23 protein-coding genes are annotated in these 26481 nt (G+C 67.3%); 5 read left to right on the forward strand and 18 right to left on the reverse strand.

Going from position 1 to position 26481, the window contains the following annotated elements:
* Nucleotides 1–20: 20 nt before the first annotated feature.
* The 17 genes from ACOYJQ_RS00090 to ACOYJQ_RS00170 all read right to left on the reverse strand — a co-directional run bounded on the left by ACOYJQ_RS00090 (nt 21) and on the right by ACOYJQ_RS00170 (nt 18024).
* Nucleotides 21–2336 carry a DUF3141 domain-containing protein gene (locus tag ACOYJQ_RS00090; RefSeq protein ID WP_433455309.1) on the reverse strand — a complete coding sequence of 772 codons (2316 nt, stop codon included), beginning with the start codon at nt 2334–2336 and terminating at the stop codon, nt 21–23.
* Between the two features lie 650 nt (nt 2337–2986).
* Entirely contained in the window at nt 2987–3754 is a 768-nt protein-coding gene (locus tag ACOYJQ_RS00095; RefSeq protein WP_433455311.1) for an outer membrane protein, read from the reverse strand.
* A 115-nt stretch (nt 3755–3869) separates the two neighbouring features.
* Nucleotides 3870–5234, reverse strand: coding sequence for a phosphoglucosamine mutase (gene glmM / locus ACOYJQ_RS00100; RefSeq protein WP_433455313.1), 1365 nt, complete (start codon nt 5232–5234; stop codon nt 3870–3872).
* 201 nt (nt 5235–5435) lie between these two features.
* A complete protein-coding gene (gene ftsH, locus ACOYJQ_RS00105) occupies nt 5436–7355 on the reverse strand; it encodes an ATP-dependent zinc metalloprotease FtsH (protein WP_433455315.1) in 1920 nt (639 codons plus the stop codon).
* Between the two features lie 168 nt (nt 7356–7523).
* A complete protein-coding gene (tilS, locus tag ACOYJQ_RS00110) occupies nt 7524–8621 on the reverse strand; it encodes a tRNA lysidine(34) synthetase TilS (RefSeq protein WP_433455317.1) in 1098 nt (365 codons plus the stop codon).
* A gap of 37 nt (nt 8622–8658) precedes the next feature.
* Nucleotides 8659–9651, reverse strand: a complete 993-nt coding sequence (ybgF, locus tag ACOYJQ_RS00115) for a tol-pal system protein YbgF (protein WP_433455319.1) — start codon at nt 9649–9651, stop codon at nt 8659–8661.
* Nucleotides 9652–9768: 117 nt separating this feature from the next.
* The gene (pal, locus tag ACOYJQ_RS00120; RefSeq protein WP_433455321.1) at nt 9769–10287 is read right to left on the reverse strand and encodes a peptidoglycan-associated lipoprotein Pal; all 519 of its coding nucleotides are present in this window, start codon (nt 10285–10287) and stop codon (nt 9769–9771) included.
* 57 nt (nt 10288–10344) lie between these two features.
* A complete protein-coding gene (tolB, locus tag ACOYJQ_RS00125; protein WP_433456377.1) occupies nt 10345–11667 on the reverse strand; it encodes a Tol-Pal system beta propeller repeat protein TolB in 1323 nt (440 codons plus the stop codon).
* A 156-nt stretch (nt 11668–11823) separates the two neighbouring features.
* A complete protein-coding gene (locus ACOYJQ_RS00130; protein ID WP_433455323.1) occupies nt 11824–13032 on the reverse strand; it encodes a hypothetical protein in 1209 nt (402 codons plus the stop codon).
* Nucleotides 13033–13072: 40 nt separating this feature from the next.
* The gene (gene tolR / locus ACOYJQ_RS00135) at nt 13073–13546 is read right to left on the reverse strand and encodes a protein TolR (RefSeq protein ID WP_433455325.1); all 474 of its coding nucleotides are present in this window, start codon (nt 13544–13546) and stop codon (nt 13073–13075) included.
* Nucleotides 13547–13566: 20 nt separating this feature from the next.
* A complete protein-coding gene (gene tolQ / locus ACOYJQ_RS00140; protein ID WP_433455327.1) occupies nt 13567–14280 on the reverse strand; it encodes a protein TolQ in 714 nt (237 codons plus the stop codon).
* Nucleotides 14281–14496: 216 nt separating this feature from the next.
* Entirely contained in the window at nt 14497–14964 is a 468-nt protein-coding gene (gene ybgC, locus ACOYJQ_RS00145; protein WP_433455329.1) for a tol-pal system-associated acyl-CoA thioesterase, read from the reverse strand.
* Nucleotides 14954–16030, reverse strand: coding sequence for a Holliday junction branch migration DNA helicase RuvB (gene ruvB / locus ACOYJQ_RS00150; RefSeq protein ID WP_433455331.1), 1077 nt, complete (start codon nt 16028–16030; stop codon nt 14954–14956). The genes ybgC and ruvB overlap by 11 nt, the downstream gene beginning before the upstream one ends.
* Before the next feature lie 16 nt (nt 16031–16046).
* Entirely contained in the window at nt 16047–16664 is a 618-nt protein-coding gene (ruvA, locus tag ACOYJQ_RS00155) for a Holliday junction branch migration protein RuvA (protein ID WP_433455333.1), read from the reverse strand.
* A complete protein-coding gene (ruvC, locus tag ACOYJQ_RS00160) occupies nt 16661–17176 on the reverse strand; it encodes a crossover junction endodeoxyribonuclease RuvC (RefSeq protein WP_433455335.1) in 516 nt (171 codons plus the stop codon). The genes ruvA and ruvC overlap by 4 nt, the downstream gene beginning before the upstream one ends.
* Nucleotides 17177–17281: 105 nt before the next feature.
* Entirely contained in the window at nt 17282–17671 is a 390-nt protein-coding gene (locus ACOYJQ_RS00165) for a cell division protein ZapA (RefSeq protein WP_433455337.1), read from the reverse strand.
* A gap of 2 nt (nt 17672–17673) precedes the next feature.
* Entirely contained in the window at nt 17674–18024 is a 351-nt protein-coding gene (locus ACOYJQ_RS00170; RefSeq protein ID WP_433455339.1) for a DUF4164 domain-containing protein, read from the reverse strand.
* Between the two features lie 142 nt (nt 18025–18166).
* On the opposite strand from ACOYJQ_RS00170, the gene tkt reads away from it, so the two are divergent.
* From tkt to fba, 4 genes are all read left to right on the forward strand, one after another.
* Entirely contained in the window at nt 18167–20188 is a 2022-nt protein-coding gene (gene tkt / locus ACOYJQ_RS00175; protein ID WP_433455341.1) for a transketolase, read from the forward strand.
* A 175-nt stretch (nt 20189–20363) separates the two neighbouring features.
* The gene (gene gap, locus ACOYJQ_RS00180) at nt 20364–21371 is read left to right on the forward strand and encodes a type I glyceraldehyde-3-phosphate dehydrogenase (RefSeq protein ID WP_433455343.1); all 1008 of its coding nucleotides are present in this window, start codon (nt 20364–20366) and stop codon (nt 21369–21371) included.
* Nucleotides 21372–21574: 203 nt separating this feature from the next.
* A complete protein-coding gene (locus ACOYJQ_RS00185; protein ID WP_433455345.1) occupies nt 21575–22795 on the forward strand; it encodes a phosphoglycerate kinase in 1221 nt (406 codons plus the stop codon).
* A gap of 181 nt (nt 22796–22976) precedes the next feature.
* Complete coding sequence (fba, locus tag ACOYJQ_RS00190; protein ID WP_433455347.1) at nt 22977–24041, forward strand: class II fructose-bisphosphate aldolase; 1065 nt, start codon at nt 22977–22979, stop codon at nt 24039–24041.
* A gap of 179 nt (nt 24042–24220) precedes the next feature.
* Here the strand turns inward: fba and phaR are convergent, their stop codons facing one another.
* Nucleotides 24221–24823, reverse strand: coding sequence for a polyhydroxyalkanoate synthesis repressor PhaR (gene phaR / locus ACOYJQ_RS00195; RefSeq protein WP_433455349.1), 603 nt, complete (start codon nt 24821–24823; stop codon nt 24221–24223).
* Between the two features lie 326 nt (nt 24824–25149).
* On the opposite strand from phaR, the gene ACOYJQ_RS00200 reads away from it, so the two are divergent.
* Nucleotides 25150–26328, forward strand: coding sequence for an acetyl-CoA C-acetyltransferase (locus ACOYJQ_RS00200; protein WP_433455351.1), 1179 nt, complete (start codon nt 25150–25152; stop codon nt 26326–26328).
* Nucleotides 26329–26481 lie beyond the last annotated feature (153 nt).

Below are 26481 nucleotides of genomic sequence, written 5' to 3' on the forward strand. Positions count from 1 at the left end.
TCTCCTTCAACAGTCGGCGGTTATTCCGCGGCTGCGACCGCGACCGGACGCGTGTGCGGGGCGGCGGCGAAAGTGGCCTCGATCTCTTCCAGCTTGGCGAGCGCGGACGGATCGATCTCCTCCCGCGTCGGGCCTGCGATGGCGATCGCCACGTCGATCGCGCGGCGGCGTTCGTTCGCATCCCTGATCAATTCCGGCAGCGTGGAGAGCGCTTCTTCGGGCTCCAGCTCCACGATCACGCTCTGCTCATGGATGAGACGCGCGCGGGCGGGCTCGCTCAGGCTGTCGAAGGGCGCCGTCTGCGTCAGCACCTCGGCCGAACGGGCCAGACGGGTGCGGCGCACGGCGCCGCCACGGGCGCGCGCGAGGAAGATCAGGATGCGCACGACGCCTTCGGCGAAACCGCCGTCGGCAACGCGGGCCAGAATGGCCTGCACCTCGGCGCGGGCGCGCATGTCCGCCTCGCGATTGTCGCTCTGGGCCGCACGCCGGCGCAGCTCTTCCTGGCCGACTTCCTGCATCCAGGGCGTGTTGTAGATCGAGATGAAGGCGAATTCCTTGAACGCATCGTTGATATCGCGGAAAGTGTCGAGCGTGTTCTCGATGGCGTCCGCCCACACGTTCTGCAACGCGATGAACGGGTTGTCCGCCTTCGCCGGATGGCGGTTCTGCCGCACCTGCTCCGCCACACCCGCGAGCGGCGCAACGAAGGGGTTCTGATCCGACACCGCGACGCGCTGCACGCGCGGCCATGCCGACTTGAAGTACGCATCCGCGGTCTGCGGCGTCACCAGCGAACGGATGAGCGGACGCAGCGTCAGCTCATAAAGCTGGGCGCCGAGTTCCGAGTAGCGCGCCACGGCGGCGAAGGCGGCGTCTTCCGACAACCCGTCGTCAAGCGCCTTGATGTCGGCGATGGTGCGCGGCTCAAGGCTGATGTGCAGACGGTCCGCGCCGTCCTCCAGCACCAGCTCGTACAGACCCGGCGCCAGCGCCTCGATCGCCTGGATGGTGTCGGTGATGGCGCCGTGCTCGCGGCCCGCGACCTTCGCGGACACGAAGATGCCGAGGTGGCCGATGGTCTTGTGGACGATGTAGATGATGCGCTGGCCGCGCGCCTTGATGTTCTCCGTCGTGCCGTAGAGGTCGACGATCCAGTTCAGCGCCTGCTGCGGAGGGGTGATGTTGTCGCCGACCGAGGCGAACACGATCACCGGGCAGGCGATGTCGCGCAGGTCGATGTTCTTGTGGCCGAGCTTGGACACGCCCGTGCCCAGCTTGTTGCCGATGAACAGATCCTCCACGATCCAGCGGATTTCCGCCTCGTTCATGAAGAAGAAGCCCGACCACCAGCGCTCGAACTCAAGGAAGCGCGGGCCTTCCGTGTCGACCTTGGCGTAGAGGTTGTAATACTTCTTCCACCAGGTGTTGCCGGGGCTCATGTTCTCGAAGTTGGTCACGAGCGCCGAGCCGTCGAACACGCCGTTGCCGAGGTCGGACGAAATGAGCGCCGGCACCACGCCGCCGCCGAGGCCGCCCGAATACCGCATCGGGCTGCCGCCTTCCTTGCCGGCCCAGTAGGACAGCGGCGCACCGCTGATCGCGACCGCGCCGGTCTTTTCCGGGTTGGAGGAAGCGAGCAGCATGCTCGCCCAGCCGCCCTGGCAGTTGCCGATCACGACCGGGCGCGGCGCCTTGGGATGACGCTCGGCGATTTCGTTCAGGAAGAGACCTTCCGCCTCGCAGACGTCGGCGATGGTCTGGCCGGGCTCAGGCTTCGGGCGGAACACCACGAAGTAGCACGGATGACCGGCGTGCAGCGCGACGCCGACCTGGCTGACGGGCTTCATGCCGCCGATGCCCGCGCCGTGGCCCGCGCGCGGATCGATCACCACGAAGGGGCGCTTCGTGTCGTCAACCGTCACGCCCGCCGGCGGCAGGATGCGCAGCAGCGAGTAATTGACGGGGCGCGCCAGCGAACGGCCGTCCACGATGGTCTCGTATTCGAAATCCAGCACCGGGGGCATGCCGGCAGCCTCATGGGCGAGGTAGTTGTTGCCGCGCTGGCGCAGGATGTCGAGATAAAGCACGCCGCGCTCCACCGAGTCCGCGACATACGCGACCCAATCCTGGGCGATGGACAGCGGGTCGATCGCGACCAGCGCTCCCTGGCTGCGCGTAAACCGGTCGATGGCCTCGTTCGCGTGGGTAGAGACGATCGTCTGGCTGCTACCCGACAGATTGTTAGCCAACCGCTGCGCGTTGGTGAACTGATCGTCGACGATCTTCGCGATCCGCGCGATCCGTTCATTCAGGACGTCATCTGCCTGCGTCATGTCCCACTCTCCATCCGTTGCTGCCTGTGGCCGACATCATCGCCGACCCGTCATCCACACTGCCGGACCATCTGATCTATGCACGACACCTGCATCCATGCAGGATGGCGGCGTGCTTCCTCAAATTGTTCCAGCTTTTATCCTGTGCTTACGGGATAATCTGCCGGAGTTCGTCTCCGAATGCCTTGACGCCTCACAAGGGCCGGAAACACCGCAACTGCAAAAGATCAGCACCTGCCATTCAGCAAGTCTGTGCCATACACCAATAACGATGACATGACAGCGCGGACCCTCGGGGCCAATTCCCGCGATCGGGGCCGGCCGGCGGCGCATACGGCCCGGCGCGAGGCAATTCACCGCGCAGGCGCCGATGCAGGGCGCCCGCCGGCAAGCCCGGACCATCTCTACTCTATCGCCGAAACGTAGAAATACTCTGGAGCAGTTTGCGTTCAAGTCGATCCATCGAATTGAACCAAGTTGCGGTAAAGTATAAAATTTAGAGCGGCGTGACGATTCCGCTTGAATGCACGCCGCTCTAAATTCTTGATTCGGAGCGAATTATGATCGACGGAATGATTCCGTCCGATCGGAAGGCGCTCCATTCCATACTTTCTGACGCGAAAGCGGTATCCGCTTCTGCCGGCCTTGCTTCAAGGCAGCGCGGCGGCGCGGGCGGTGTCGCCCAGGCGCCAGCGCAGGCCGATCCGCAGATCGTGGGAGCCGCTTTCCTTCACCGCGATATCCGGTGCGCGATGCGTACCGGTGTGCAGATAGCGGTAGCCGATGTCCACCGTCACCGCCGGCGCGATCTCGACCGCGAAGCCGCCGCCCAGCGCCCAGACGAACCCCGCGCGCACCCGGTCGCCGCCGAAAGCGTGTGGGTGCGACAGCCGGTTCCAGCCCATGCCCACGCTTGCGCCGACATAGGGCGTGACGCCGTGCCAGGTGCCGATATCGGCGTAGATCGAGGCCAGCACGTTCGCGCCGTCGATATGCGCGCGAATGCCGTCGCCCGTCCCGATCCGGGCGCGGGAACGATATTCCGCCGTGATGTCGGCCCGCAGCAAGCCATTGAATCGATATCCGACACCCGCGCCGAAGATCGCCGGGCCCGACAACGTCGGGTTGAAGCGCCCGTTGGCCGTCACCGCGCCATTCGCCGACAGCGCCCCGAAACCTGCGTCGACCCTGAAATAGACGGCGGCGTCGGAAGCGGCGAAGAACGGAATTGCGCCGAGATCGGGCGCGTCCGGCAGCACATCATCGGCGATGGCCGTAAAGGGCGCGTCCGTCGGAAATTCCGGCTGGAGCTGGAGCGGACCGTCAACGGCCTGCGTCGGATCGGCGAAGGCGGCGCCGGTGAGGCATAAAACTGCGGCGAGCGTCGCCGCGGTGTGCCGAAAATACCTTGCCGCCATCTGTCGCAGTCCCTCCGCCCGACCCCGCCTGGCGGGGAAACGAAGGCACTGTCACCCAACAGGGTAAACAACCTGTTAACCCTGTTCATTAACGGCGTGGAAAGGTGCGCCCGTCTCAGGCCACCGCGGTCGTCAGCGCGTCGACGATATCGTCGACCACCTCGTCCACGAGTTCCCGATCGTCGCCCTCGCCCATCACGCGGATGACGGGTTCGGTGCCGGAAGGCCGCACGACCAGCCGGCCGGCCGCGCCGAGACGTTCGCGCCCGCGTTCGATGACCGGGGAGATGACGTCTTCAGAGGGCGCGCCCTTGGCGAAACGCACGTTCTTGAGCACTTGCGGCAGCGGCTCGAACAGGTGGCATACCTCGCTGACGGGCCGGTTGCGCCGGATCACCACCGCGAGCAACTGCAAGGCCGCGAGCAACCCGTCGCCGGTGGTGCCGTGATCAGACATGATGACATGGCCGGACTGTTCGCCGCCGAGATTGTAGCCGTCCGCCCGCATCCGCTCCAGCACGTAGCGATCGCCGACGGCGGTGCGCGACAGGTCGAGGCCGATGCCGCGCAGATAGCGCTCGAAGCCGAGATTGGACATCACCGTCGCCACCACGCCCGGCCGCGAAAGTTGCCCCTTTTCCTTCCACAGGGTCGCGATGGCCGCCATGAGCTGATCGCCGTCGACGACCTGCCCCTTTTCGTCCACCACGATCACACGGTCCGCGTCGCCGTCGAGCGCGATGCCGATATCGGCGCGCGTTTCGTGCACCTTGGCGATCAGCGCCGCCGGCGCGGTCGATCCCACGTCGCGGTTGATGTTGAAACCGTCGGGGTCCACGCCGATCTCGACGACCTCCGCGCCAAGCTCCCACAGCGCTTCCGGCGCGACGCGATAGGCGGCGCCATTGGCGCAATCGACGACGATGCGCAGACCGTCCAGGCTCAGCCCGTTGCCATTGCCGTTGCCGCGCCCGTTCGACAGCGTGCGCTTGACGAACTCGATGTAGCGCGCATGCACGCCCTCGATGCGCTTGGCGCGGCCGATGCGATCGGGCGAGGCCAGCCGCGACCGCAGATCGGAATCGATCAGTTCCTCGATCTCATGTTCGACTTCGTCCGAAAGCTTGTACGCGTCCGGCCCGAACAGCTTGATGCCGTTGTCTTCATAAGGGTTGTGCGACGCGGAAATCATCACGCCGAGATCGCAGCGCATGGAGCGCGTCAGCATCGCCACCGCCGGGGTGGGCATCGGGCCGAGCAGCAGAACCTCCATGCCGACAGAGGTGAAGCCCGCCACCAGCGCATTCTCGATCATGTATCCCGAAAGGCGCGTGTCCTTGCCGATCACCACCCTGTTGCGAAAATCGCCGCGACGGAAAATGAGCCCTGCCGCCTGCCCCACCTTCAGGGCCAGCTCCGGCGTGATGGACGCGTTGGCGCGCCCGCGAATGCCATCGGTTCCGAAATAGCTACGCGTCATCTGTCGTTTCACCTGATCTACGCTGTCTATCGGGTTCACGAGGCAACCTATGCGCTCGCTGCATCTGAATAAATAGCAGATATACCTATATAGGCAGAAACACGTTCAAAAATTGTAATCGAATATGTCCCCGACACGCGAACGGCCGGATTGCTCCGGCCGTCCATGCAACTCACACGCCTCGATGCGGCGCCGAAACGATCAGGATTGCGGCTGCGGCGTCAGCCCCTGCCCCGGTTCGTCCTTGGGCCGGTTGCGGCCCGCCGACGGCACCGGCGAACTGCGCGAGGGCGCGGGCTCGCCGGAGTCGCGCACGGGAGGCTTGCCGTCGAGCAGATTGACGATCTCGTCGCCCGACAGCGTTTCGTATTCCAGCAGCCCCTGCGCCAGCGCCTCGAGATCGGCGCTCTTCTCGGTGAGGATGCGCCGCGCGTCCTGCAACCCCGCCTCGACGAAGCGGCGGATTTCAGCATCGATCTTCTGCGACGTCGCTTCCGACACGTTCTGCTGACGGCCGACCGACATGCCGAGGAAAACCTCGTCCTGGTTCTCGCCGTACATGACGGTGCCGAGCTCTTCCGAGAAGCCCCACTGCGTCACCATGGCGCGGGCGAGCCGCGTCGCCTGCTGGATGTCCGAAGCCGCGCCGGACGTCACCTTGTCGTGGCCGAAAATCAGCTCTTCCGCCACGCGGCCGCCCATCATGATGGCCAGACGCGAGGTCATCTGCTCGAAGCTCATGGAAAGCTTGTCGCGCTCCGGCAACTGCATCACCATGCCCAGCGCCCGGCCGCGCGGGATGATGGTGGCCTTGTGCACCGGATCGGTCGCCGGCACGTTGAGCGCCACGACGGCGTGACCGGCTTCATGATAGGCGGTGAGGCGCTTTTCCTCCTCGCTCATCACCAGCGTGCGCCGCTCCGCGCCCATCATCACCTTGTCCTTGGCGTCCTCGAACTCGGCCATGGTGACGATGCGCTTGCCGCGCCGCGCCGCGAGCAGCGCCGCCTCGTTGACGAGGTTCATCAGGTCCGCGCCGGAGAAGCCGGGCGTGCCGCGCGCGATGGTCTTGAGGTCGACGTCCGGGGCCAGCGGCACCTTGCGCACATGCACGCGCAGGATGCGCTCGCGGCCCACGACGTCGGGATTGGGCACGACGATCTGCCTGTCGAAGCGGCCGGGGCGCAGCAGCGCGGGATCGAGCACGTCGGGCCGGTTGGTGGCGGCGATGATGATGACGCCCTCGTTGGCCTCGAAGCCGTCCATCTCGACCAGAAGCTGGTTCAGCGTCTGCTCGCGTTCGTCATTGCCGCCGCCGAGCCCCGCGCCGCGATGGCGGCCCACCGCGTCGATCTCGTCGATGAAGATGATGCAGGGCGCGTTCTTCTTGGCCTGCTCGAACATGTCGCGCACGCGCGAGGCGCCGACGCCGACGAACATCTCGACGAAGTCCGAGCCGGAAATGGTGAAGAAAGGCACGTTCGCCTCGCCGGCGACGGCGCGCGCGATCAGCGTCTTGCCGGTGCCGGGCGGGCCGACGAGCAGCACGCCGCGCGGGATGCGACCGCCCAGGCGCTGGAATTTCTGCGGATCGCGCAGGAACTCCACGATCTCCTGCAAGTCTTCCTTCGCCTCCTCGACGCCGGCGACGTCTTCAAAAGTCACGCGCCCGTGCGCCTCGCTGAGAAGCTTGGCCTTGGACTTGCCGAAGCCCATGGCCCGCCCCGCGCCGTTCTGCATCTGGCGCGAGAGGAAGACCCACGCGCCGATGAACACGATGAGCGGAAGCCAGTTGACCAGCAGGGCGATGAACCACGGCGTCGAATCGCTCGGCGGCCGCGCCGTGATCTGCACGCCCTTCTCGGACAGCCTGCCGACCAGCGAGGGATCGTAAGGCGCGTAGGTGCGGAAGGTCCCGCCCGTCTTGTAGGTGCCGGAGATCTCCTGCCCGGAGATGGTGACGGTGGCGATGCCGCCGTTTTCCGCGTCGTTCAGGAGTTGCGAGTAGGGAATTTCGTTGCTGCCGCCGCGCTGGCCCGGGTTCTGGAAGAGGCTGACCAGAGCGAGCACCAGCAGGAATATGATGACCCACAGGGCGAAATTCCGAAAATTGGGGTTCATCGTCTGTCTGTTATCCCGCATGGTTGAAAGGCTGGACGCCTCTGGGGCGATCGCATGTCAGTGCGTAATCTAGGCGCGGCGTCCGCTCTTGCCAAGGTCTTGAACGAAGCAGCGGGCAATAATTACCACGCCGACCGTCATATTGCGGCCGTTGAAGGCTTTTCAAGCTCATCGGCCTTGCACGACAACGCCCCGCCGGCGCTTCGGTTCCCGCCGGATGTCGAGTTCACCGCCGCGCCTGATTCCGACGACCGCCCCGCGCAGCGTGCGCCGCAGGCCGGTGTCGGCGCGGAGCGCCGCATGGAGCGCATTCACCAGGCTTTCGAGACGTTCGAGCCGGAGCGCGGGCAAGTCCTGACCTGCGCACACCCGTTCGACGCCCAGCGCCACGCAGCGCAGCACGATTTCCTCCGGCTCGCGCCACAGGTCGGCGGCGATCAGCAATCCGTCCTCATCGGGGCGCGCCAGTTGCGCGAACTTCCGCTCCGCCACCGTGTCGAGCGCGTTCTCCGCCCGCGCGCAGCGCCGGGCGAGCGTCGCGAGCCGTTCCGGCGTCAGGCCCAGCGCCTGCCGTTGCGGCGTCAGCAGACGCAGGCGCGCGCGCGTATAGCGCGGGTCGCGGTTCGACGGATCGTCGACGGCGGCGCACCCGGCCTCGCGGACGACCGACTCCAGCCGCGCCTTCGTCACGGCGAGCAACGGCCGGGCCAGCGTCAGCGGCGCCGCGTTTCCCTCATCCCCCGCCGCGAGCGGGCGGAAAGGGCGCATGGCGGCCAGCCCGCCGATGCCGCTGCCCGCAGCCAGGCGCATCAGCACCGTCTCCGCCTGATCGTCCGCGTGATGCGCGGTGACGATATGGCTCGCGCCCGCCTCCCGCGCCGCCTCCGCCAACAGGCGATAGCGCGCCGCGCGCGCCTCTTCCTGAATGGCCCGTGCCGGCTTTTCGCCGCGCCACACCATGATGCGCGCGGAAAAGCCGAACGCCTGCGCGAGCCGCGTCACCGTGTGCGCCTCGGCGGCAGCGGCGGGGCGCAACGCATGGTCCACGGTGACGACGCTCATGGCCGGGTTTTTGGCCAGCGCGCGCCAGCGCGCGGCGAGCAGCAGCAGCGCCAGCGAATCGGGGCCGCCGGAAACGGCCAGCACCAGCCCCTGCGCCGGCAGCAGCGGCGCGAACAGCGTGGCGATTTCGGCGTCGGAAACCGCCTCGAACGGACCTCGGGCGGAAAGAACGCGATCGGCGAATGAGATATCGGCTTCGATCATGGCGGCGACGCGCTTGTCGCGTCCGTTGCGGAAAAGTTCAGGCGCAGTTGGCGCGGGCGCGGGCGCGACCGAGCGCGGCTTTCAGCTCGGCGTCGGCATCGGGAAACTTGCGGATGGTTTCGGAAAACGTGGCGCAGGCCTGATCGCGAGCGCCCAGCGCTTCGAGCGACATGCCAAGCTTCAGCATGCCCTCGGGCACGCGCGCATTGCCGGAATAGGTGGTGCTCAGCTTCAGATATTGTTCGGCGGCTTCGCGGTAACGGCCACGAAAGAAATAGCTTTCGCCGAGGTTGAAAGTGGCGTCCGCCGCAAGCCTGTCACGCGGATGACTTTGCAGGAACTGACGAAAACCCATTTCGGCCTTCTCGTATTCCTGCCGGCGCATTGCCGCATCGGCCTCATTGTAGCTCGCGCGGGGATCGCCGGGCGCCGTGGCGGCGACGGACGGAATCGGCGCATCCGCCGCCTCGTCGACGGCCGCCGGCCGGCCGGCGGCGATCCCGGCGACGGCGCCGAGATCGAGCGGTCGCCCGGCCCCCGGCGGCGTCGCGGCGGGAGCAGAGGAAACGGCCGCGTTGACCTGCGGCGCAGCCGTCGCGTCGGAAGCGTCGTCGGCAACCGCCTCCTCCTCGCCCGCTTCGGTCAGGATATTGGCGTCAGCGCTTCCCACCTGCGGCGAAGGGGCGGACGCCGGCGATGCCGGCGTCGCTGTCCGGGCGGCGGAGCGCCCGTCCTGGGGGTCGAGATCGGAGCGCTTCTGCCGCGTGGGCGCCTGCTCCTGAAAACGGAATTCGACATCTTCCTGAAAACGCCGCAACTGGTCCTGAAGGCGGCGGTTCTCGAATTCCAGCTTTTCGACGGTGCCGGAGAGCTCGCGCACCTGGTTTTCCAGCCGGTTGAGACGCAGAAAGAAATCGGTGCTGTCCTGGGCGCTCGCGGACGAAGCGCCCCCGACGGCCATCAGCACCGGCAACAGCAGGGCTGCAAGCGCCAGGCCGGCGCGGGAGAAAAACAAACGGCGTACGGTCATCAGAAAAGAACCTCGTCTTTTTTACTCGATGGCGACAAGCCATAGACTAAGGACTCTTACCCGAAACCGCCCGCCGCGTCATTTCAAAGCATCGTTTTCCGCAACCTCTCGCCGCGTTCAGGAACCGGCGGGGCGGTCCAGCACCGTTACCGCACGGCGGTTCTGCGACCAGCAGGAAATATCGTCGCAGACGGCGACCGGACGCTCCTTGCCGTAGGAGACGACACGGATGCGGTTCGAGCCGACGCCGCGCGACACGAGGAAGTCGTAGGCCGTCTGGGCGCGGCGCGCGCCGAGCGCATAGTTGTATTCGCGCGTGCCGCGCTCGTCGGCATGGCCTTCGATCAGGAAGGTGTACTGCGGATAGCGTTGCAGCCACGCGGCCTGCTTGTCGAGCGTCGCGATCGCCGTCGACGTCAGATCGCTGCTGTCGGTCTCGAAGAACACGCGGTCGCCGACATTGACCACGAAATCCTGCGCCGAGCCCGGCGTCGACGCGCCGGCGCCGTACAGCCCCCCCGCACCCGCGCCGGCGCCTGCCTGGTCCGTCTTCTTCGAGGCGCAGGCGCCGAGCGCGAGCGTCGCCATGATAACGGCGGCTGCCTTGAATCCGGCAGTAGCCCTGATACCCACCATCGTCAATTCTCCTGACATAACGTTTGCTGAAACGGGTGACACGACCGGACCGGCAACTCAGCGCAGATCGCTCAGCAGGGGCGACCATGCGGGATCCGACGCAAAGGACGGCGTGGGTATCTGCGCCTTGACGCGGCCGGTGATGTCGACAATGTAGAGACGCCCGCCCGCGCTGCCGCCCGGATCGGAGAAGAACATGATGAACTGGCCGTTCGGCGCCCAGGTCGGGCTCTCGTTGTGGTAGCTCTCGGTCAGGATGCGCTCGCCCGAGCCGTCCGGCTTCATGATGCCGATGGCGAATTGCCCGGCCCGCGCGCGGGTGAAGGCGATGTAGTCGCCGCGCGGCGACCAGACCGGCTGGCTGTAGCGCCCTTCCCCGAACGAGATGCGCTGCTGGCCGGAGCCGTCCGCATTCATCACGTAGATCTGCGGCCCGCCGCCGCGGTCGGATTCGAACGCCACGCGCCCGCCGTTGGGCGAGAAGGAGGGCGAGGTGTCGATGGCGTTGGTCGAGGTGACGCGCGTCGTGGTGCGCGAGCGCAGGTTGATCGCATAGATGTTCGCGTTGCCGCCCTGCTGGAGGCTCAGGGCGATGCGCTGGCCGTCCGGCGAGAATTGCGGGCTCGACGTCATCTCGGGGAAGTTGCCGACGACCTCGCGCTGCCCGGTTTCGATGTTGAGCAGTTGCACGCGCGTGCGCTCGTTCATGCGCTGCGACATGAAGGCGATTTCCTGCGACACGGGCGAGAAGCGCGGCGACACCACGAGTTCCTCGCCGCGCGTGAGATAGCGCATGTTGGCGCCGTCCTGGTCCATCACGGCCAGACGCTTGCGGCGGTTTTCCTTCGCGCCGGTCTCGTCGACGAACACGATGCGCGTGTCGAACATGCCCTTGAGCCCGGTCACGCGCGTGAGCACGGCGTCCGAAATGATATGGCCGATGCGGCGCCAGTTGACCGGATCGGTATAGAATTGCTGGCCGGCGAGCTGCTGGCCGGCGAAAACGTCCCACAGCCGGAACTCCACCCGGATGCGGCCGCCGGCCTCGCGCACGGCGCGCCCGGTCACGAGACCCTGCGCGTTGATGCTCTGCCAGGAGGCGAAATCGGGCACGGCGTCGAAATTGACCGATTTCTCGATGAAGGTCGCGGGATCGAGCGGCGCGAAGTAGCCGATACGGCGCAGGTTCGCGGTGATCACGTCGGTAATGCCGGCGGCCACCTCGGGATCGCCGGAAAAATCGGCGACCGCGATGGGCAGCGGTTCGAAGGTCGCGCTGTTCAGCGTGATTGCGATTTCCGCCCGCGCGGCGGGCGCGAACAGGCCGACCGGCAATACCGCCAGCGCGGCGGCAGCGATGCGGGGCAGCAGGAGTTTCATCTTCATCGTCGCCAGTCTCTTGATCGGGGCAAGTCTTTTTGTCGAGGCAAGTCTTTTTGTCGAGGCAAGCTTCTTGCTCAGGGATATTCCGGCCGGCACCTGCTCGGCGTATACCGTTTCACATGAACGAAGGATATCGGGTGCGGTCATGTTTCCTCACCCCAGAAAGTCGCCGGGCGAGGCGTCGATGCGCCAGTCGCGCCAGTCCTGATAATAGGGCGCGTATTGCGCCGGGAAGGAATAAGGCGCGCAGCGGCGGATGGCGCGCATCAGGCTTTCGGCGAAGGAGCGCGAGGCCGGATCGCTCGCGCCGCTGATCACCTCCGGCGGCCCGGCGAGCGTGCCGTCCTGATTGAGCGACACGCGAACCACAGGCGACGTGCGCACATCCGCGAGCCCCGGCGGCGCGGAGAAGCAGCGCGAGATCTGCGACTTCATCAGATTGCCGATGGCGTCGCGCTGCGACAGCGACAGCTTCGGCGCGTTGCCCGTGCGCGTGCCGGCGGAAGCCGCCTGGCGCTCGCGGCCCGTGGAACCCGCCGATTGCGCGCTATCCCGGCTTGCCAACAGCTTTTCGATGGCGTCGGGATCGAAAGACCGATCGCTCTGCGAACGCGATGCCGGCTTCGCCGGTTCGCGGGCGGGAGCGGACGCCCGGGGCTCGGGCTTCGGCTCGGGTTTCGGCTTGGGCTCCGGCTTGGGCTCCGGCTTCGGTTTAGGCTCCGGCCTGGGCGGCGCGGGTTTCGGCGGCTGCGGTTTAGGCGGCTGCGGTTTAGGCGGCTCGGGCTTGGCAGGTTCGGGCTTGGCAGGTTCGGGTTTGGCAGGTTCGGGTTTGGCAGGTTCGGGTTTGGCAGGTTCGGGTTTGGCAGGTTCGGGTTTGGGCGGCTCGGGCTTTTCGGGCGCGGGCGCGGAGGGCTGCGCCTGCGCGATCTGCTGCGGGCGGGGCTGCGGCAGCGGTGGCGGCGGCACCGCCGCCTGCGGCTCGGGCTTGACCGGTTCGGGCTCTGGTGCGGGCGCGGCGGGTTGCGGCGGCGCCGGCTCGGGCGGAGCCGGTGCGGGTTCGGCGGCGGCGCGGTCCTCGCTCTTGTCCGGCGCGGGCGGGCGCGCGACGGGCGCGGGAACGTCGCGCTTGGCCTCGCCGGGGTCCGGTTTCCGCTCCTCGACGTCCGCCACCCTGTCGACGCGCGGCTTCGGATTGTCCTGCACGGTCTTCGCCGTGCGCTCGCCCTGCGTCATGGTGGAGAAAGCCTCCTCCGAGATGACCTCGACGGCGATGGCTTCCTGCTGGTCGGCGAATTTCGGCGGCGACGAGAACGCGACAAGCCCGACCACGAGCAGCGCGCCATGCGCGGCTGCCGAAGCCATCAGTCCGGGCTCGTTCTTCGAAAAACGCACTTCAACGCCCTCAGTTCGGCCCGCCGGCGTGCTTCTCGGCCGCGGGCTCCGTCACCAGCGCGACCTTCCTGAAGCCCGCCGCGGTGATCAGCGCCATCACCTCCGCCACGCGGCCGTAATCGACGGCTTTCGCACCGCGCACGTAGATGCGCTCGTCCTCGCCCGCCTGCGCCACCTCGCGCAGCCGGCCGGCGATATCGCCGTCGGCGACCTCCGTCTCGGCGACGAAGATGCGCCCGGTCGCATCCACCGAGACGGTGAGCGGCTTGTGCTCCATGTTGAGCGGCTTCGCCGCCGTCTGCGGCAGGTCGAGCGGCACCCCGACGACCATCATCGGCGCAGCGACCATGAAGATGATCAGCAGCACCAGCATCACGTCGATGAACGGCGTCATGTTGATTTCGGACATCACCGCGGGCGTGCGCCCGCGCCGGCGTCCCCGCCGCCCGCCGCCCGCTCCCGTTCCACCGACAGACATGCCCATCGCTCACCTCTCCCCGCTGCTCACGCGGCGGCGCGTTCGTCGATCTGCCGCGACAGGATCGACGAGAATTCATCGGCGAACCCTTCGAGACGCGCCTGCGTGCGCGTGGCTTCCGATTGCAGCTTGTTGTAGGCGATCACCGCCGGAATGGCCGCGAACAGCCCTATGGCGGTCGCGAACAGCGCCTCCGCGATGCCCGGCGCGACGACCGCGAGGCTCGTGTTGTTGGAGGCCGCGATCGAGCGGAAGCTGGTCATGATGCCCCACACCGTGCCGAACAGGCCGATGAACGGGGCGGACGAACCCACCGTCGCCAGCACGCTCAGGCGCGCCTGCAACGTCTCGCCCTCGCGCTGGACGGCGAGATCGAGCGCGCGGTCGATGCGCTGCTGCAAGCTGCCGACCGCGCGGCGCTGGCCGTCGAACGTGCGCTTCCACTCCCTCATCGCCGCCAGAAACAGCGCCTGCATGCCGTGAGCCGGCCGGTCTTCCAGCGAGCGGTAGAGTTCGTCCAGCGAGCGGCCGGACCAGAACACCTCCTCGAACTGGTCCATGGCCCGCCGGTAACGGGAGAACAGCAGCGACTTGTCGACGATGATCGCCCAGCACCAGACGGAAGCCGCGATCAGACCGATCATGACCAGCTTGACGACGATATGCGCCTGCCAGAACATGCCGAACAGGGTAATCTCGCCAGCGGACGGCAGGGCCGTCTGGACCACGGCGGTATCCATCGAAATTCCTTTCACACTCCGGTCTTCGCGACACGGCACGCGGCATGCTCTTCGCGCCCATCCGCCGGAGGCCGGACGACGTGACGCGGACGACGACGACCGCTTCGTAACTTGCCTGCGAATCTGTCGAAATGAGGGCCGGCGCATGAGCCGCCGCCGCCGTCACGACGCGAAACGCAACGGCAATACGAAACACCGGTTACGGTTAACGCCGCGTTACGGCCGCGCGCCGCCGACGCCTTCCAGCGCCCGCCGCAGCGATTCGGGTATGCGCGCAGGCCGGCCGCCCGCGATCGCCGCGACCCGCACGTCGGCCGAGACGATCAGTTCCTCGCCGCGCACGATTCTCTGCGCGATGACGATCGAGGCGCCGCGCACCTCCTGCGTGCGGGTGCGCACCTCGATCACGTCGTCCATCAGCGCGGGGCGATGATAATCGATGGTCATGCGCCGCACGGCGAACACGAGCCCCTCGCCGCCCGCGTGCAAGGCCCCCTGCCCCACGCCGGCGAGGCGCAGGCTGTCGGTGCGCCCGCGCTCCAGAAAGCGCAGGTAGCCGGCGTGATAGACGATGCCGGAAAAGTCGGTGTCCTCATAATAGACGCGCACCGGCAGGATGTGGGTATCGCCCTCGAAGCGCCCGGCGAGATCGGGCCAGTCCCGGCCGGCGGCGTCAAACGTCATCGGAAGGCTCCTCGTCGAACAGATCGGAAGAGAGAGGATGAGGCTGCGACTTTTCGTCGCGGACGCCCTCCTCCCGCCGGGGCGCGGCGAGCCCCAGATGGCTGAAGGCATGGGGCGTGAGCACGCGCCCGCGCGGCGTGCGCTGCACGAAGCCCTGCTGGATCAGATAGGGCTCGATGATTTCCTCGATGGCGTCGCGCGGTTCGGACAGCGCGGCGGCGATGGTTTCGACGCCCACCGGCCCGCCGCCGAAGGATTGCGCGATCATCGAGAGGTAGCGCCGGTCCATCAGGTCGAGCCCCGCCCCGTCGACCTCCAGCAATCGCAGCGCCCGGTCGGCGATAGGGCGCGTGATGATGTCCGAACCGCCCACCACGGCGAAATCCCGCACCCGGCGCAGCAGCCGGCCGGCGATGCGCGGCGTGCCCCGCGCCCTGCGCGCGATCTCGTTGGCGCCGTCCGGGCTCATGCCGACGCCGATCACCTTCGCCCCGCGCGTCACGATCAGCTCCAGCTCCGCCACCGTGTAGAATTGCAGCCGGATCGGAATGCCGAAGCGGTCGCGCAGCGGCGTGGTCAGCAGGCCCTGGCGCGTCGTCGCCCCCACCAGTGTGAATTTCGGCAGGTCGATCTTGACCGAGCGCGCCGCCGGCCCCTCGCCGATGATCAGATCGAGCTGATAATCCTCCATCGCCGGATAGAGAATTTCCTCCACCGCCGGGTTGAGGCGATGAATCTCGTCGATGAACAGCACGTCGCGCTCGTCGAGATTGGTCAGTTGCGCGGCGAGATCGCCGGCTTTCGCGATCACCGGCCCGGAGGTGGAGCGGAAATTCGCGCCGAGCTCGCGCGCGACGATCTGCGCCAGCGTCGTCTTGCCGAGGCCCGGCGGGCCGACGAACAACACATGGTCGAGCGCCTCGCCGCGCGCCTTCGCCGCCTCGATGAAGACGGACAGGTTGGCGCGCGCCTGCGCCTGGCCGATGAACTCGCCGAGCGCCAGCGGCCGCAACGACGGCTCCTGATCCCCGGCCTGCCGTTCCGGCCCGAGCACGCCCTTGCTCATGGGACAACCTCCGGGCTCATGAGGCCAGATCCCTCAGCGCGAGGCGAATGAGCCGGGCCACATCGGCCCCCTCTCCCGCCTGCTGCGCGGCGACGCTCACGGCGCGCGCGGCCTGCGGCTCGCCATAGCCGAGATTGACGAGCGCCGACACGGCGTCCGCCAGCGGCTGCGGCGCATCGGACGGCGCGGCCGCGGCAGACGGCGCGGGAGCACCCCCCGGCAGGGCAAGAAAGGCCGGCGCCTTGTCGCGAAGCTCGGTGGCGATACGCGTCGCGAGCCTTGGCCCGACGCCCGGCGCACGGGCCAGCGCATTCTTGTCGGCCTGCGCGATGGCGGCGGAAAGCGCGGCCGGCTCCAGCGCCGCCAGAATGCCGAGCGCCACCTTCGCGCCCACCCCCTGCACCGTCTGCAACAGCCGGAAAAAGTCCCGCTCCGCCTCCGAGCGGAAACCATAAAGCCGTATCATGTCCTCGCGCACCACCGTCTCGATGACGAGCGTCGCCTGTTCTCCGGCCGGCGGCAGCCCTTGCAGGGTGCGCGACGAGCAATGCGCCACATAGCCGACGCCGTGCACATCCAGAACGACGTAATCCTCGCCCTGCGAATCGACGACGCCGCGCAGCTTGCCGATCATGACGCCACCCGCATCGCCAGCGCCCGCGCCTTCCGGTGATGCGCATGGGTGATAGCGACGGCGAGCGCATCCGCCGCGTCGGGCGTCCTCGCGGTCGAGAGCGGCAGCAGCACGCGGATCATCGCCGCGATCTGCGCCTTCTCCGCGTGGCCGACTCCCACCACCGTCTTCTTGATCTGATTGGCCGCGTATTCGGCGACCGAAAGGCCGGCGAGAGCCGGCACCAGCAGCGCGATGGCGCGCGCGTGGCCGAGCTTCAGCGTCGCCTGCGCATCCTTGTTGACGAAAGTCTCTTCCACCGCCACCTCGTCGGGCGCGGCCTCGGCAAGCACGCGCGCCAGTCCGTCATGCAACTGGCGCAGCCGTTCCGCCAGCGGCAGCGCCCCGTCCGACTCGACGCAGCCGCAACCGACGAACGACAGCCGCGATCCCTCCACCGCGATCGCGCCCCAGCCCATGCGGCGCAATCCCGGATCGATCCCCAGAATGCGAATCACCTGTTGTCCCGTCATGCCTTCCGTGTAACAAAAACAAACGGAGAACGCACCTGCCGCCAGGCGCCCGATGGTGGAAAATGCCGGAGCCCGGCGCAAAACATGTCCGGTCCCGCCGCGTGGTTAAGCCTGAAGCGAGGGGGTGAGATCGGCGACGACGTTCTCGACTCTTTCCGCGATCGCCGCTACGGCTGCGGCGAATTCCGCCTCCTGCGCCCCGGCGCGTTCCTTTTCCGCCTCGCGCTTCTGCCGCAGCGCGGCGATTTCGGCCTGCGCCCCGGCCAGACGCCGGTCGGCGGCGGCGAGATCGTCCGCGATGGAGACGGCGGCCATGACGGTGAGGCGCAGTTCGTCGATGGCGCCGAACACCGCGGCGAGTTCTCCGATCCGCGCGTCGACCCGCGCCGACAGCGCCTCGATCCGCGCCTCGTCGCCCGCCTCGCAGGCCATGCGGTAGGCGCGCCCGGCGATGACGACGCTGACATGGGCGACGCCGCTGCTTTCCTGTGGCACGATCAGCCTCCCCGCTCGCCTGAAAGCACGGTCTCCACCTTCTCCAATGCGGCGGCGAGGCGCTCGTCGACATCGCCCGCCACCCGTTCGAGCCGGGCGACGCGCGCCAGCGTGCCGTCCAGCTCGACGGCGAGGCGGGCGCGGTCGTCCTGCATCAGGGCGAGTTCGGTCGGCAGGTCGCCGCCGCGCCGGTCGAGCTCCAGCCGGCGCACGCTCGCGCGCTCCAGCGCGCTCACGGCGTCGCCGAGCCGTTTCAACGCTTCCGCCAGCGACATGATGCAGCCCCCAATACCGAACTCGAGGTGAAAATCCACGTATCCGCGCAGGGTGAACGGCTGTTTTCCGCGCGTCAATACGCCTGATCGCCATGTTCCGTTTTGACATGGGGATACAGCCTGCTATCAAGCCTGATTATCAGCATGGCAGACGGGTGGCGTCACTCCGGCGCAGCGACGTCCGCCGCACGCATATGATCATATTCAAAGGATTCCACCCGTGACATCACAAGTCGAGCCCCATCAGGTCGCGTCCGAGCAGATCGGGCCGAAGCAGCTTGCCAACGCGGTGCGCGCGCTGGCGATCGATGCGGTGGAAAAGGCGAAGTCCGGCCACCCCGGCCTTCCGCTGGGCATGGCGGACGTGGCGACCGTGCTTTTCTCGCGCTTTCTCAAGTTCGACGCCGCCAATCCCGCCTGGCCGGACCGCGACAGGTTCATCCTGTCCGCCGGCCACGGATCCACATTGCTTTATGCATTGCTTTATCTCACGGGCAACCCGTCGGTGACGCTCGATGAACTGAAGCGGTTCCGCCAGTTGCATTCGAAGACGCCGGGCCACCCCGAGAACTTCGTCACCGCCGGCGTCGAGACCACCACCGGCCCGCTCGGGCAGGGCCTCGCCACGGCGGTCGGCTTCGCGCTGGCGGAGCGGCTGCTCAACGCCGAATACGGCGGCGATCTCGTCGACCACTTCACCTACGTCCTCGCCTCCGACGGCGACCTGATGGAAGGCATCAGCCAGGAGGCCATCGCGCTCGCCGGGCATCTTGCGCTCAACCGGCTGATCGTGATCTGGGACGACAACGGCATCTCCATCGACGGGCCGCTGTCGCTTTCCGATTCGGTCGATCAGGTCAAGCGCTTCGAAGCCGCCGGCTGGCGGGCCGTGCATGTCGACGGCCACGACCACGAGGCGGTGGCGGCCGCCATCGACGCCGCGCGCGCCGCCGACAGGCCGACGCTGATCGCCGCGAAAACCGTCATCGGCTACGGCTCCCCGAAGAAGGCCGGCACCTCGAAGGCCCACGGCGAGCCGCTGGGCGGCGACGAACTCCTCGCCACCAAGGAGGCGCTCGGCTGGCATCACGGGCCGTTCGAGATTCCCGACGATATCCTCGCCGCATGGCGGGCTTTCGGCGAGCGCGGGCGCGAGGCGCGTCTCGACTGGCAGAAGCGGCTTGCCGGGCAGCCCGAGAGCGTGCGCACCGAATTCGCCCGCCGCATCACCGGCGAGCCCGACGCGCGCCGCCTGCACGCGGCCATCGACGCGCTGAAACTGCGCCTGAACGCCGAAGCACCCACGATCGCCACCCGCAAGGCAAGCGAACTGGCGCTGGAGGCGCTCGTGGACGAGGTGCCGGAACTGCTGCTCGGCTCGGCGGATCTCACGCCCTCCAACAACACCCGCACCAAGGGGCTCAAGGAAATCGCCCCCGGCGACTTCAGCGGACGCTACATTCATTACGGCATCCGCGAACACGCCATGGCGGCGGCCATGAACGGCATCCTGCTGCATGGCGGCTATCGTCCGGCCGGCGGCACCTTCCTCGTGTTTTCCGACTACGCCCGCCCCGCCATCCGGCTCGCGGCGCTGACGGGAACCCCGGCGATCTACGTTTTCACGCACGATTCCATCGGGCTCGGCGAGGACGGCCCGACGCATCAGCCGGTGGAGCATCTGGCGGCGCTGCGCGCCATCCCCAACCTGCGCGTGCTGCGGCCGGCGGACGCGGTGGAGACCGCGGAAGCGTGGCAGATCGCGCTGGGCCGCACGACGGGGCCGACGCTGCTCGCCCTCACCCGCCAGAACCTGCCGGCCCTGCGCACCGAACCCGCGCCGCAGAACCTTTCGGCCACCGGCGCCTACGAGCTGTCGCCGGCCGAGGGCGTCGCGATGGCGTCGCTGTTCGCCTCCGGCTCGGAAGTCGAGATCGCGCTCAAGGCGCAGGCGTTGCTGAAGGAACAGGGCATCGCGGCGCGCGTCGTGTCGGTGCCGTCGCTGGAGCTGTTCCTGGAGCAGCCGGAAGACGTGCGCAAGGCGGTGATCGGCAGCGCCCGCATCAAGGTGGCCATCGAGGCGGCCGTGCGCTTCGGCTGGGACGCCGTGATCGATTCGGACGGCATCTTCGTCGGCCTGTCGGGTTTCGGCGCCAGCGCCCCGTACAAGGAACTCTACCGGCATTTCGGCATCACGCCGGAGGCCGTCGCCGACAAGGTGGCCAGACGGCACAACGGCTGAGGCGAACAGAGCATTTCTACTAATATCCATAGAAGGCGGAAATGCTCTATACCTTTATCGGCACATCAAAGTTTCCGAAAAGAACACAAACTTTTTGATTTGATGCGATATGAGGCCGGCGGCGCCGGCCGGAACGGCACAACCGAGTGAGCATCTTTTGCGAGGAGACGAAAACATGGCGGTTCGCGTAGCAATCAACGGATTTGGTCGCATCGGGCGCAACATCCTGCGCGCCATTGTGGAAAGCGGGCGCACCGACGTCGAGGTGGTGGCGATCAACGACCTTGCCCCCGTGGAGACGAACGCCCACCTGCTGCGCTTCGATTCCATCCATGGCCGCTTTCCCGGCGAGGTGAAGGTCGACGGCGACACGATCGACGTGGGCCGCGGCCCGATCAAGGTGACGGCGGTGCGCGATCCCGCGCAGCTCCCGCACGGCGAGCTCGGCATCGACATCGCGCTCGAATCGACCGGCATCTTCACGGCGCGCGACAAGGCGGCGGCCCACCTCGCCGCGGGCGCGAAGCGCGTCATCGTCTCGGCTCCGGCCGACGGCGCGGATCTCACTGTCGTCTACGGCGTGAACCACGACAAGCTGACGAAGGATCATCTCGTCATCTCGAACGCTTCGTGCACCACGAACTCCCTCGCGCCGGTCGCCAAGGTGCTGCACGAGACGGTGGGCATCGAGCACGGCTTCATGACCACGATCCATTCCTACACCAACGACCAGCCCTCGCTGGACCAGGTGCACAAGGATCTCTACCGCGCCCGCGCGGCCGCGCTGTCGCAGATCCCCACCTCGACCGGCGCCGCCAAGGCCGTCGGCCTCGTGCTGCCGGAACTCGCCGGCAAGCTTGACGGCAGTTCCATCCGCGTGCCCACTCCGAATGTGTCGGTGATCGATTTCAAGTTCGTGGCCAGGCGCGCGACGACGAAGGAAGAGATCAACGAGGCGATCAGGGCGGCGGCGGAAGGCCCGCTCAAGGGCGTGCTCGGCTTCACCAGCCAGCCCAACGTGTCGGTGGACTTCAACCACGATCCCCACTCCTCCATCTTCGCGCTCGACCAGACGAAGGTCATCGACGGCACCTTCGTGCGCGTGCTGAGCTGGTACGACAACGAATGGGGCTTTTCGAACCGCATGTCGGACGTCGCCGTCGTGCTGGGCAAGCTGATCTGACGCCTGCGCATCGGGCCGGGGGAGCGCCTTCCGGTCCGATGTGTCGACAAGTGAAGAAGCGCCCGCCCGCATCCGCCGGGACGCAGGGCGCCTGACGGGAGACGCGGGAAAAAGCTGTTTGACCAGATGAAATCATCTGATCGACAAGTATTTCCTCTAGGATATAACAACCCGCGCCTCTTCATGACCGGAGTTATGCCCAGATGACCGCTTTTCGCACCCTCGACGACGCCGATGTACAAGGCCGGCGTGTGCTCGTCCGTGTCGATCTCAACGTGCCCAAGGACGACGACGGCAACGTCACCGACACCACCCGCATCGCCCGCGCCATGCCGACGATCGGCGAACTGGCCGACAGGGGCGCGCGGGTGATCGTCCTGTCGCACTTCGGCCGCCCCAAGGGGCGCGATCCCAAGGAGAGCCTGAGCCCGCTCGCGCCCATCTGCGCCGATATTCTGGGGCGGCCCGTGGCCTTTGCAGACGATGTCGTCGGCGAGGTCGCGGAGCATGCCGCGGCGGCGCTCGGCGACGGCGAGGTCCTGCTGCTGGAGAACACCCGCTTTCATGCGGGCGAGGAAAAGAACGACCCCGATTTCGTCGCGGCCCTGGCGCGGCTTGGCGAGCTTTACGTCAACGACGCCTTTTCCGCCGCCCACCGCGCCCATGCGTCGACGGAGGGGCTCGCGCATGTGCTGCCGGCCTTCGCCGGGCGCACCATGCAGGCGGAGCTGGAGGCGCTGGCGAAGGGACTGGAGACGCCGCGGCGTCCCGTGGTGGCGCTCATCGGCGGCGCCAAGGTTTCGACCAAGCTCGCGCTGCTCGAGAACCTCGTGACGAAGGTGGATGCGCTCGTGGTCGGCGGCGGCATGGCCAACACCTTCCTGCTGGCGCAGGGTGTCGCGGTCGGCAAGTCGCTGGCCGAGCGGGACCTCGCCCCCACCGCGCTGCGCATTCTCGAGGCTGCGGACAGGCACGGCTGCACCATCATCCTGCCGGTCGACGCCGTGGTGGCGTGGGATTTCAAGGCGGGTGCGGAAAACCGCGCCTACGGCCTCGACGCCATTCCCGAGGACGGCATGATCCTCGACATCGGCCCGCAATCGGTGGAGCGCGTGCGCGCGGCGATAGACGACGCAGCGACACTGGTGTGGAACGGGCCGCTCGGCGCCTTCGAGCTCGAACCGTTCGACCGGGGCACCGTGGAGGCGGCCCGCCATGCGGCGCAGCGCACGCGCGGGGGCAAGCTGGTGTCGGTCGCCGGCGGCGGCGACACCATCGCGGCGCTGAACAAGGCCGATGCGGTGGCCGATTTCACCTATGTCTCGACGGCGGGCGGCGCCTTCCTCGAGTGGCTGGAAGGCAAGCCCCTGCCGGGCGTCGCCGCCCTGTCGCCGGCAGCCGCGCCCGCCACGACCGGCGCCTGAACGCGCCGTCCGGCGCCTGAACGCGCCGTCCGGCGCACTTGGAGAGCGGGAGCGGAATATTCCGACGCGAACGGGTATCCGGCTCCCGCCATCCGTTTCCGCATCCAGTTCATCCTGAAGAATGACGCTCATTCTTCGGTTCGATACAGTACAGTGCATTTTTCGTTGAGGAGGATGGCCCGTGGCCCGCATCACCCTGAGACAGCTTCTCGATCACGCGGCAGAGCACGGCTATGGCGTGCCCGCGTTCAACATCAACAACATGGAACAGGGGCTCGCCATCATGGCGGCCGCGGACGCCGTGGATGCTCCTGTGATCATCCAGGCGAGCCGCGGCGCGCGGGCCTATGCCAACGACATCGTGCTGGCCCGCCTGATCGACGCGCTCGTGGAGATCTATCCGCACATTCCGGTCTGCATGCATCTCGACCACGGCAATGCCGAGCCCACCTGCGTCACGGCGTTGCAGAACGGTTTCACCTCGGTGATGATGGACGGCTCGCTGCTGGCCGACGGCAAGACGCCGGCCGACTACGAGTATAACGTCGCCATCACGAAGCGCGTCGCCGACATCGCCCATTGGGGCGGGGCTTCCGTCGAGGGCGAGCTGGGCGTGCTCGGCTCGCTGGAGACCGGCGAGGGCGACAAGGAAGACGGCCACGGCGCCGAGGGCAAGCTCTCGCACGACCAATTGCTGACCGATCCCGATCAGGCCGTCGATTTCGTGAAGAAGACGAAGGTCGACGCGCTCGCCATCGCCATGGGCACCTCGCACGGCGCCTACAAGTTCAGCCGCAAGCCGGACGGCGAGATTCTCGCGATGCACGTCATCGAGGAGATTCACAAGCGCCTGCCGAACGTGCACCTCGTCATGCACGGCTCGTCGTCGGTGCCGCAGGAGTTGCAGGACATCATCAACACGTATGGCGGCGAGATGCCCCAGACGTGGGGCGTGCCGGTCGAGGAAATCATCCGCGGCATCAAGCATGGCGTGCGCAAGGTCAACATCGACACCGACAACCGCCTCGCGATGACCGGGGCGATCCGCAAGGTGCTCTCCACCGACAAGGCCGAGTTCGACCCGCGCAAGTATCTGAAGCCCGCCATGGAGGCGATGACGAAGCTGTGCCGGCAGCGCCTGGAAGAGTTCGGCACCGCCGGCAACGCCTCGAAGATCAAGGTGCTGCCGTTGTCCGCGATGGCCAAGCGCTACGCCGCCGGCGAGCTCGATCCGACCTTCGGCTGATCGGGGACGCTCGGGGCACCCGCCCGGCCATCCTGCGAATCGCCGGGTTTTCGCGAAGCTGGCGGCACGTTGCTGCCGCCAGATCTTGCCGCTGCGTTGCAAGCGGAAATGGAGCATGGCGTCGACCGCGCCCGCAGGGTCGGCCTGCTGCTGCGCCTTGAGCGAAGCAGCCGCCGACGTCAGCCGCCGTTCTTGTCCGCCTCCCCCTTCCGGCCCACCAGCGCGTCGAGACGCGCCTGCATGTCGGCCATCTGCTTTTTCAGCGCCTCGAGATCGGCCGCGTCGTTGGCGGGCACGGCCGGGCGGCGCTCCTCCTCGGCGGCTTTCTGCGGGAAGGGCGTGAACAGGCGCAGCGCCTCGTTGAACATCGCCACGTTGTTGCGCACCTGCTCCTCGATGGCGTGGAAAGCCGCCGCGGCGCCGAAGGACTGCGCCATCTTCTCGCGCAGTTTCTGCTGCTCGCGCGTGAAATTCTCGATGGAGAACTCGAGATAGCTCGGCACGAGCGCCTCCATGCTGTCGCCGTAGAAGCGAATGAGCTGGCGCAGGAACGCGACCGGCAGCAGGGATTGCCCCTCCTTGCCTTCCTCCTCGAAGATGATCTGGGTCAGCACGGAACGGGTGATATCCTCACCCGACTTCGCATCGAAGACGACGAAGTCCTCACCCAGACGCACCATCCCCGCCAGATCCTCGAGTGTCACATAAGTGCTGGTTCCCGTGTGGTACAGGCGGCGATTAGCGTACTTCTTGATAACCGTGGGTTGTTTCTCAGTCGCCATGAGCATCCTAGCCGTCATTCTGCCCCGCCGGTGTTTTGCAGCGCCTTGCGATTTGATGCAGGTCATTGCTCCGGCCCCTGAGTCGGGGACGATAGGCTGTTCGCGCGTTCTGGCAAACAATTTTCGCAGCAACCCGTTGTTGCGGTGCGGGTTCACACCGGTCGCCCGCCCCCGGCGGCGCGCCCGGAGACGTTTGCCGCGGTTTCTACGCTTGACGCTCCGCACGCCGCGTTCACAATCAGCGGCGGGGGAGGAACTTCACCGCCCGCTCCGGGCAGAAAGCCCCGCAGAACGTTTTTAAAAACGCTCAACTGGAGACTGATCTCATGGCCCTCAACGACATCGTCATCGTCGCCGCCGCGCGCTCCGCCGTCGGCTCATTCACCGGTTCCTTCGCAACCGTGCCGGCGCATGAGCTCGGCGCGCAGATCATTCAGGCCGCCATCGCCCGCGCCGGCATCGAGCCGGGCGACATCGACGAGGTGATTCTCGGGCAGGTGCTGACCGCGGCACAGGGCCAGAACCCTGCCCGCCAGGCCGCCGTCAAGGCCGGCATCCCGGTGGAGAAAACCGCGTGGACGCTCAACCAGGTCTGCGGTTCGGGCCTGCGCGCCGTCGCGCTCGGCGCCCAGCAGATCGCCACGGGCGACGCCACCTACATCGTCGCCGGCGGCCAGGAATCGATGTCGCTCGCCCCGCACGCCGCCTACCTGCGCGCCGGCCAGAAAATGGGCGACGTCAGCTTCATCGACACCATGATCAAGGACGGCCTGTGGGAAGCCTTCCACGGCTACCACATGGGCCAGACGGCCGAGAACGTCGCCCAGAAGTACCAGATCTCCCGCGAGGAGCAGGACGAGTTCGCCGTCGCCTCGCAGAACAAGGCGGAAGCCGCCCGCAACGCCGGCAAGTTCAAGGACGAGATCGCGCCGATCACCGTCAAGACCCGCAAGGGCGACGTGATCGTCGACACGGACGAGTACATCCGCGACGGCGCCACGCTTGAGGCGGTCGCCAAGCTGCGCCCGGCCTTCGCCAAGGATGGCACCGTCACGGCCGGCAACGCCTCCGGCCTCAACGACGGCGCGGCCGCGCTCGTCGTCACCTCCGCCGCCGAGGCCGAGCGCCGCGGCCTGAAGGTGCTCGCGCGCATCGCCTCGTGGGCGACGGCGGGCGTCGATCCCGCCATCATGGGCACCGGCCCCATCCCGGCCGCCCGCAAGGCGCTGGAAAAGGCCGGCTGGACCGTCGACGACCTCGACCTGATCGAGGCCAACGAGGCTTTCGCCGCGCAGGCGATCTCCGTCAACCGCGATCTGGGCTGGGATCTGTCCAAGGTCAACGTCAACGGCGGCGCCATCGCCATCGGCCACCCGATCGGCGCCTCGGGCGCGCGCATCCTCACCACCCTGCTCCATGAGTTGCAGCGCCGCGACGCCAAGAAGGGCCTTGCCACGCTCTGCATCGGCGGCGGCATGGGCGTCGCGCTGACCGTCGAGCGTTGATCGTCAAGCGCTGATCGTCTTTGCCGCAAAAGGGCCGCGAGACAACGACAAGACGATCCCGCACACCGTTCCGGCGGCCTCCGCCGGAACGTCTGCGCTGCTTTGGGCCAACATATCTCCTGCGCGGCGAACAATAGTTTCCGTAGCAACAAG

It is taken from the genome of Pseudochelatococcus sp. (assembly GCF_050946405.1).
Lineage (GTDB): Bacteria > Pseudomonadota > Alphaproteobacteria > Rhizobiales > Beijerinckiaceae > Pseudochelatococcus.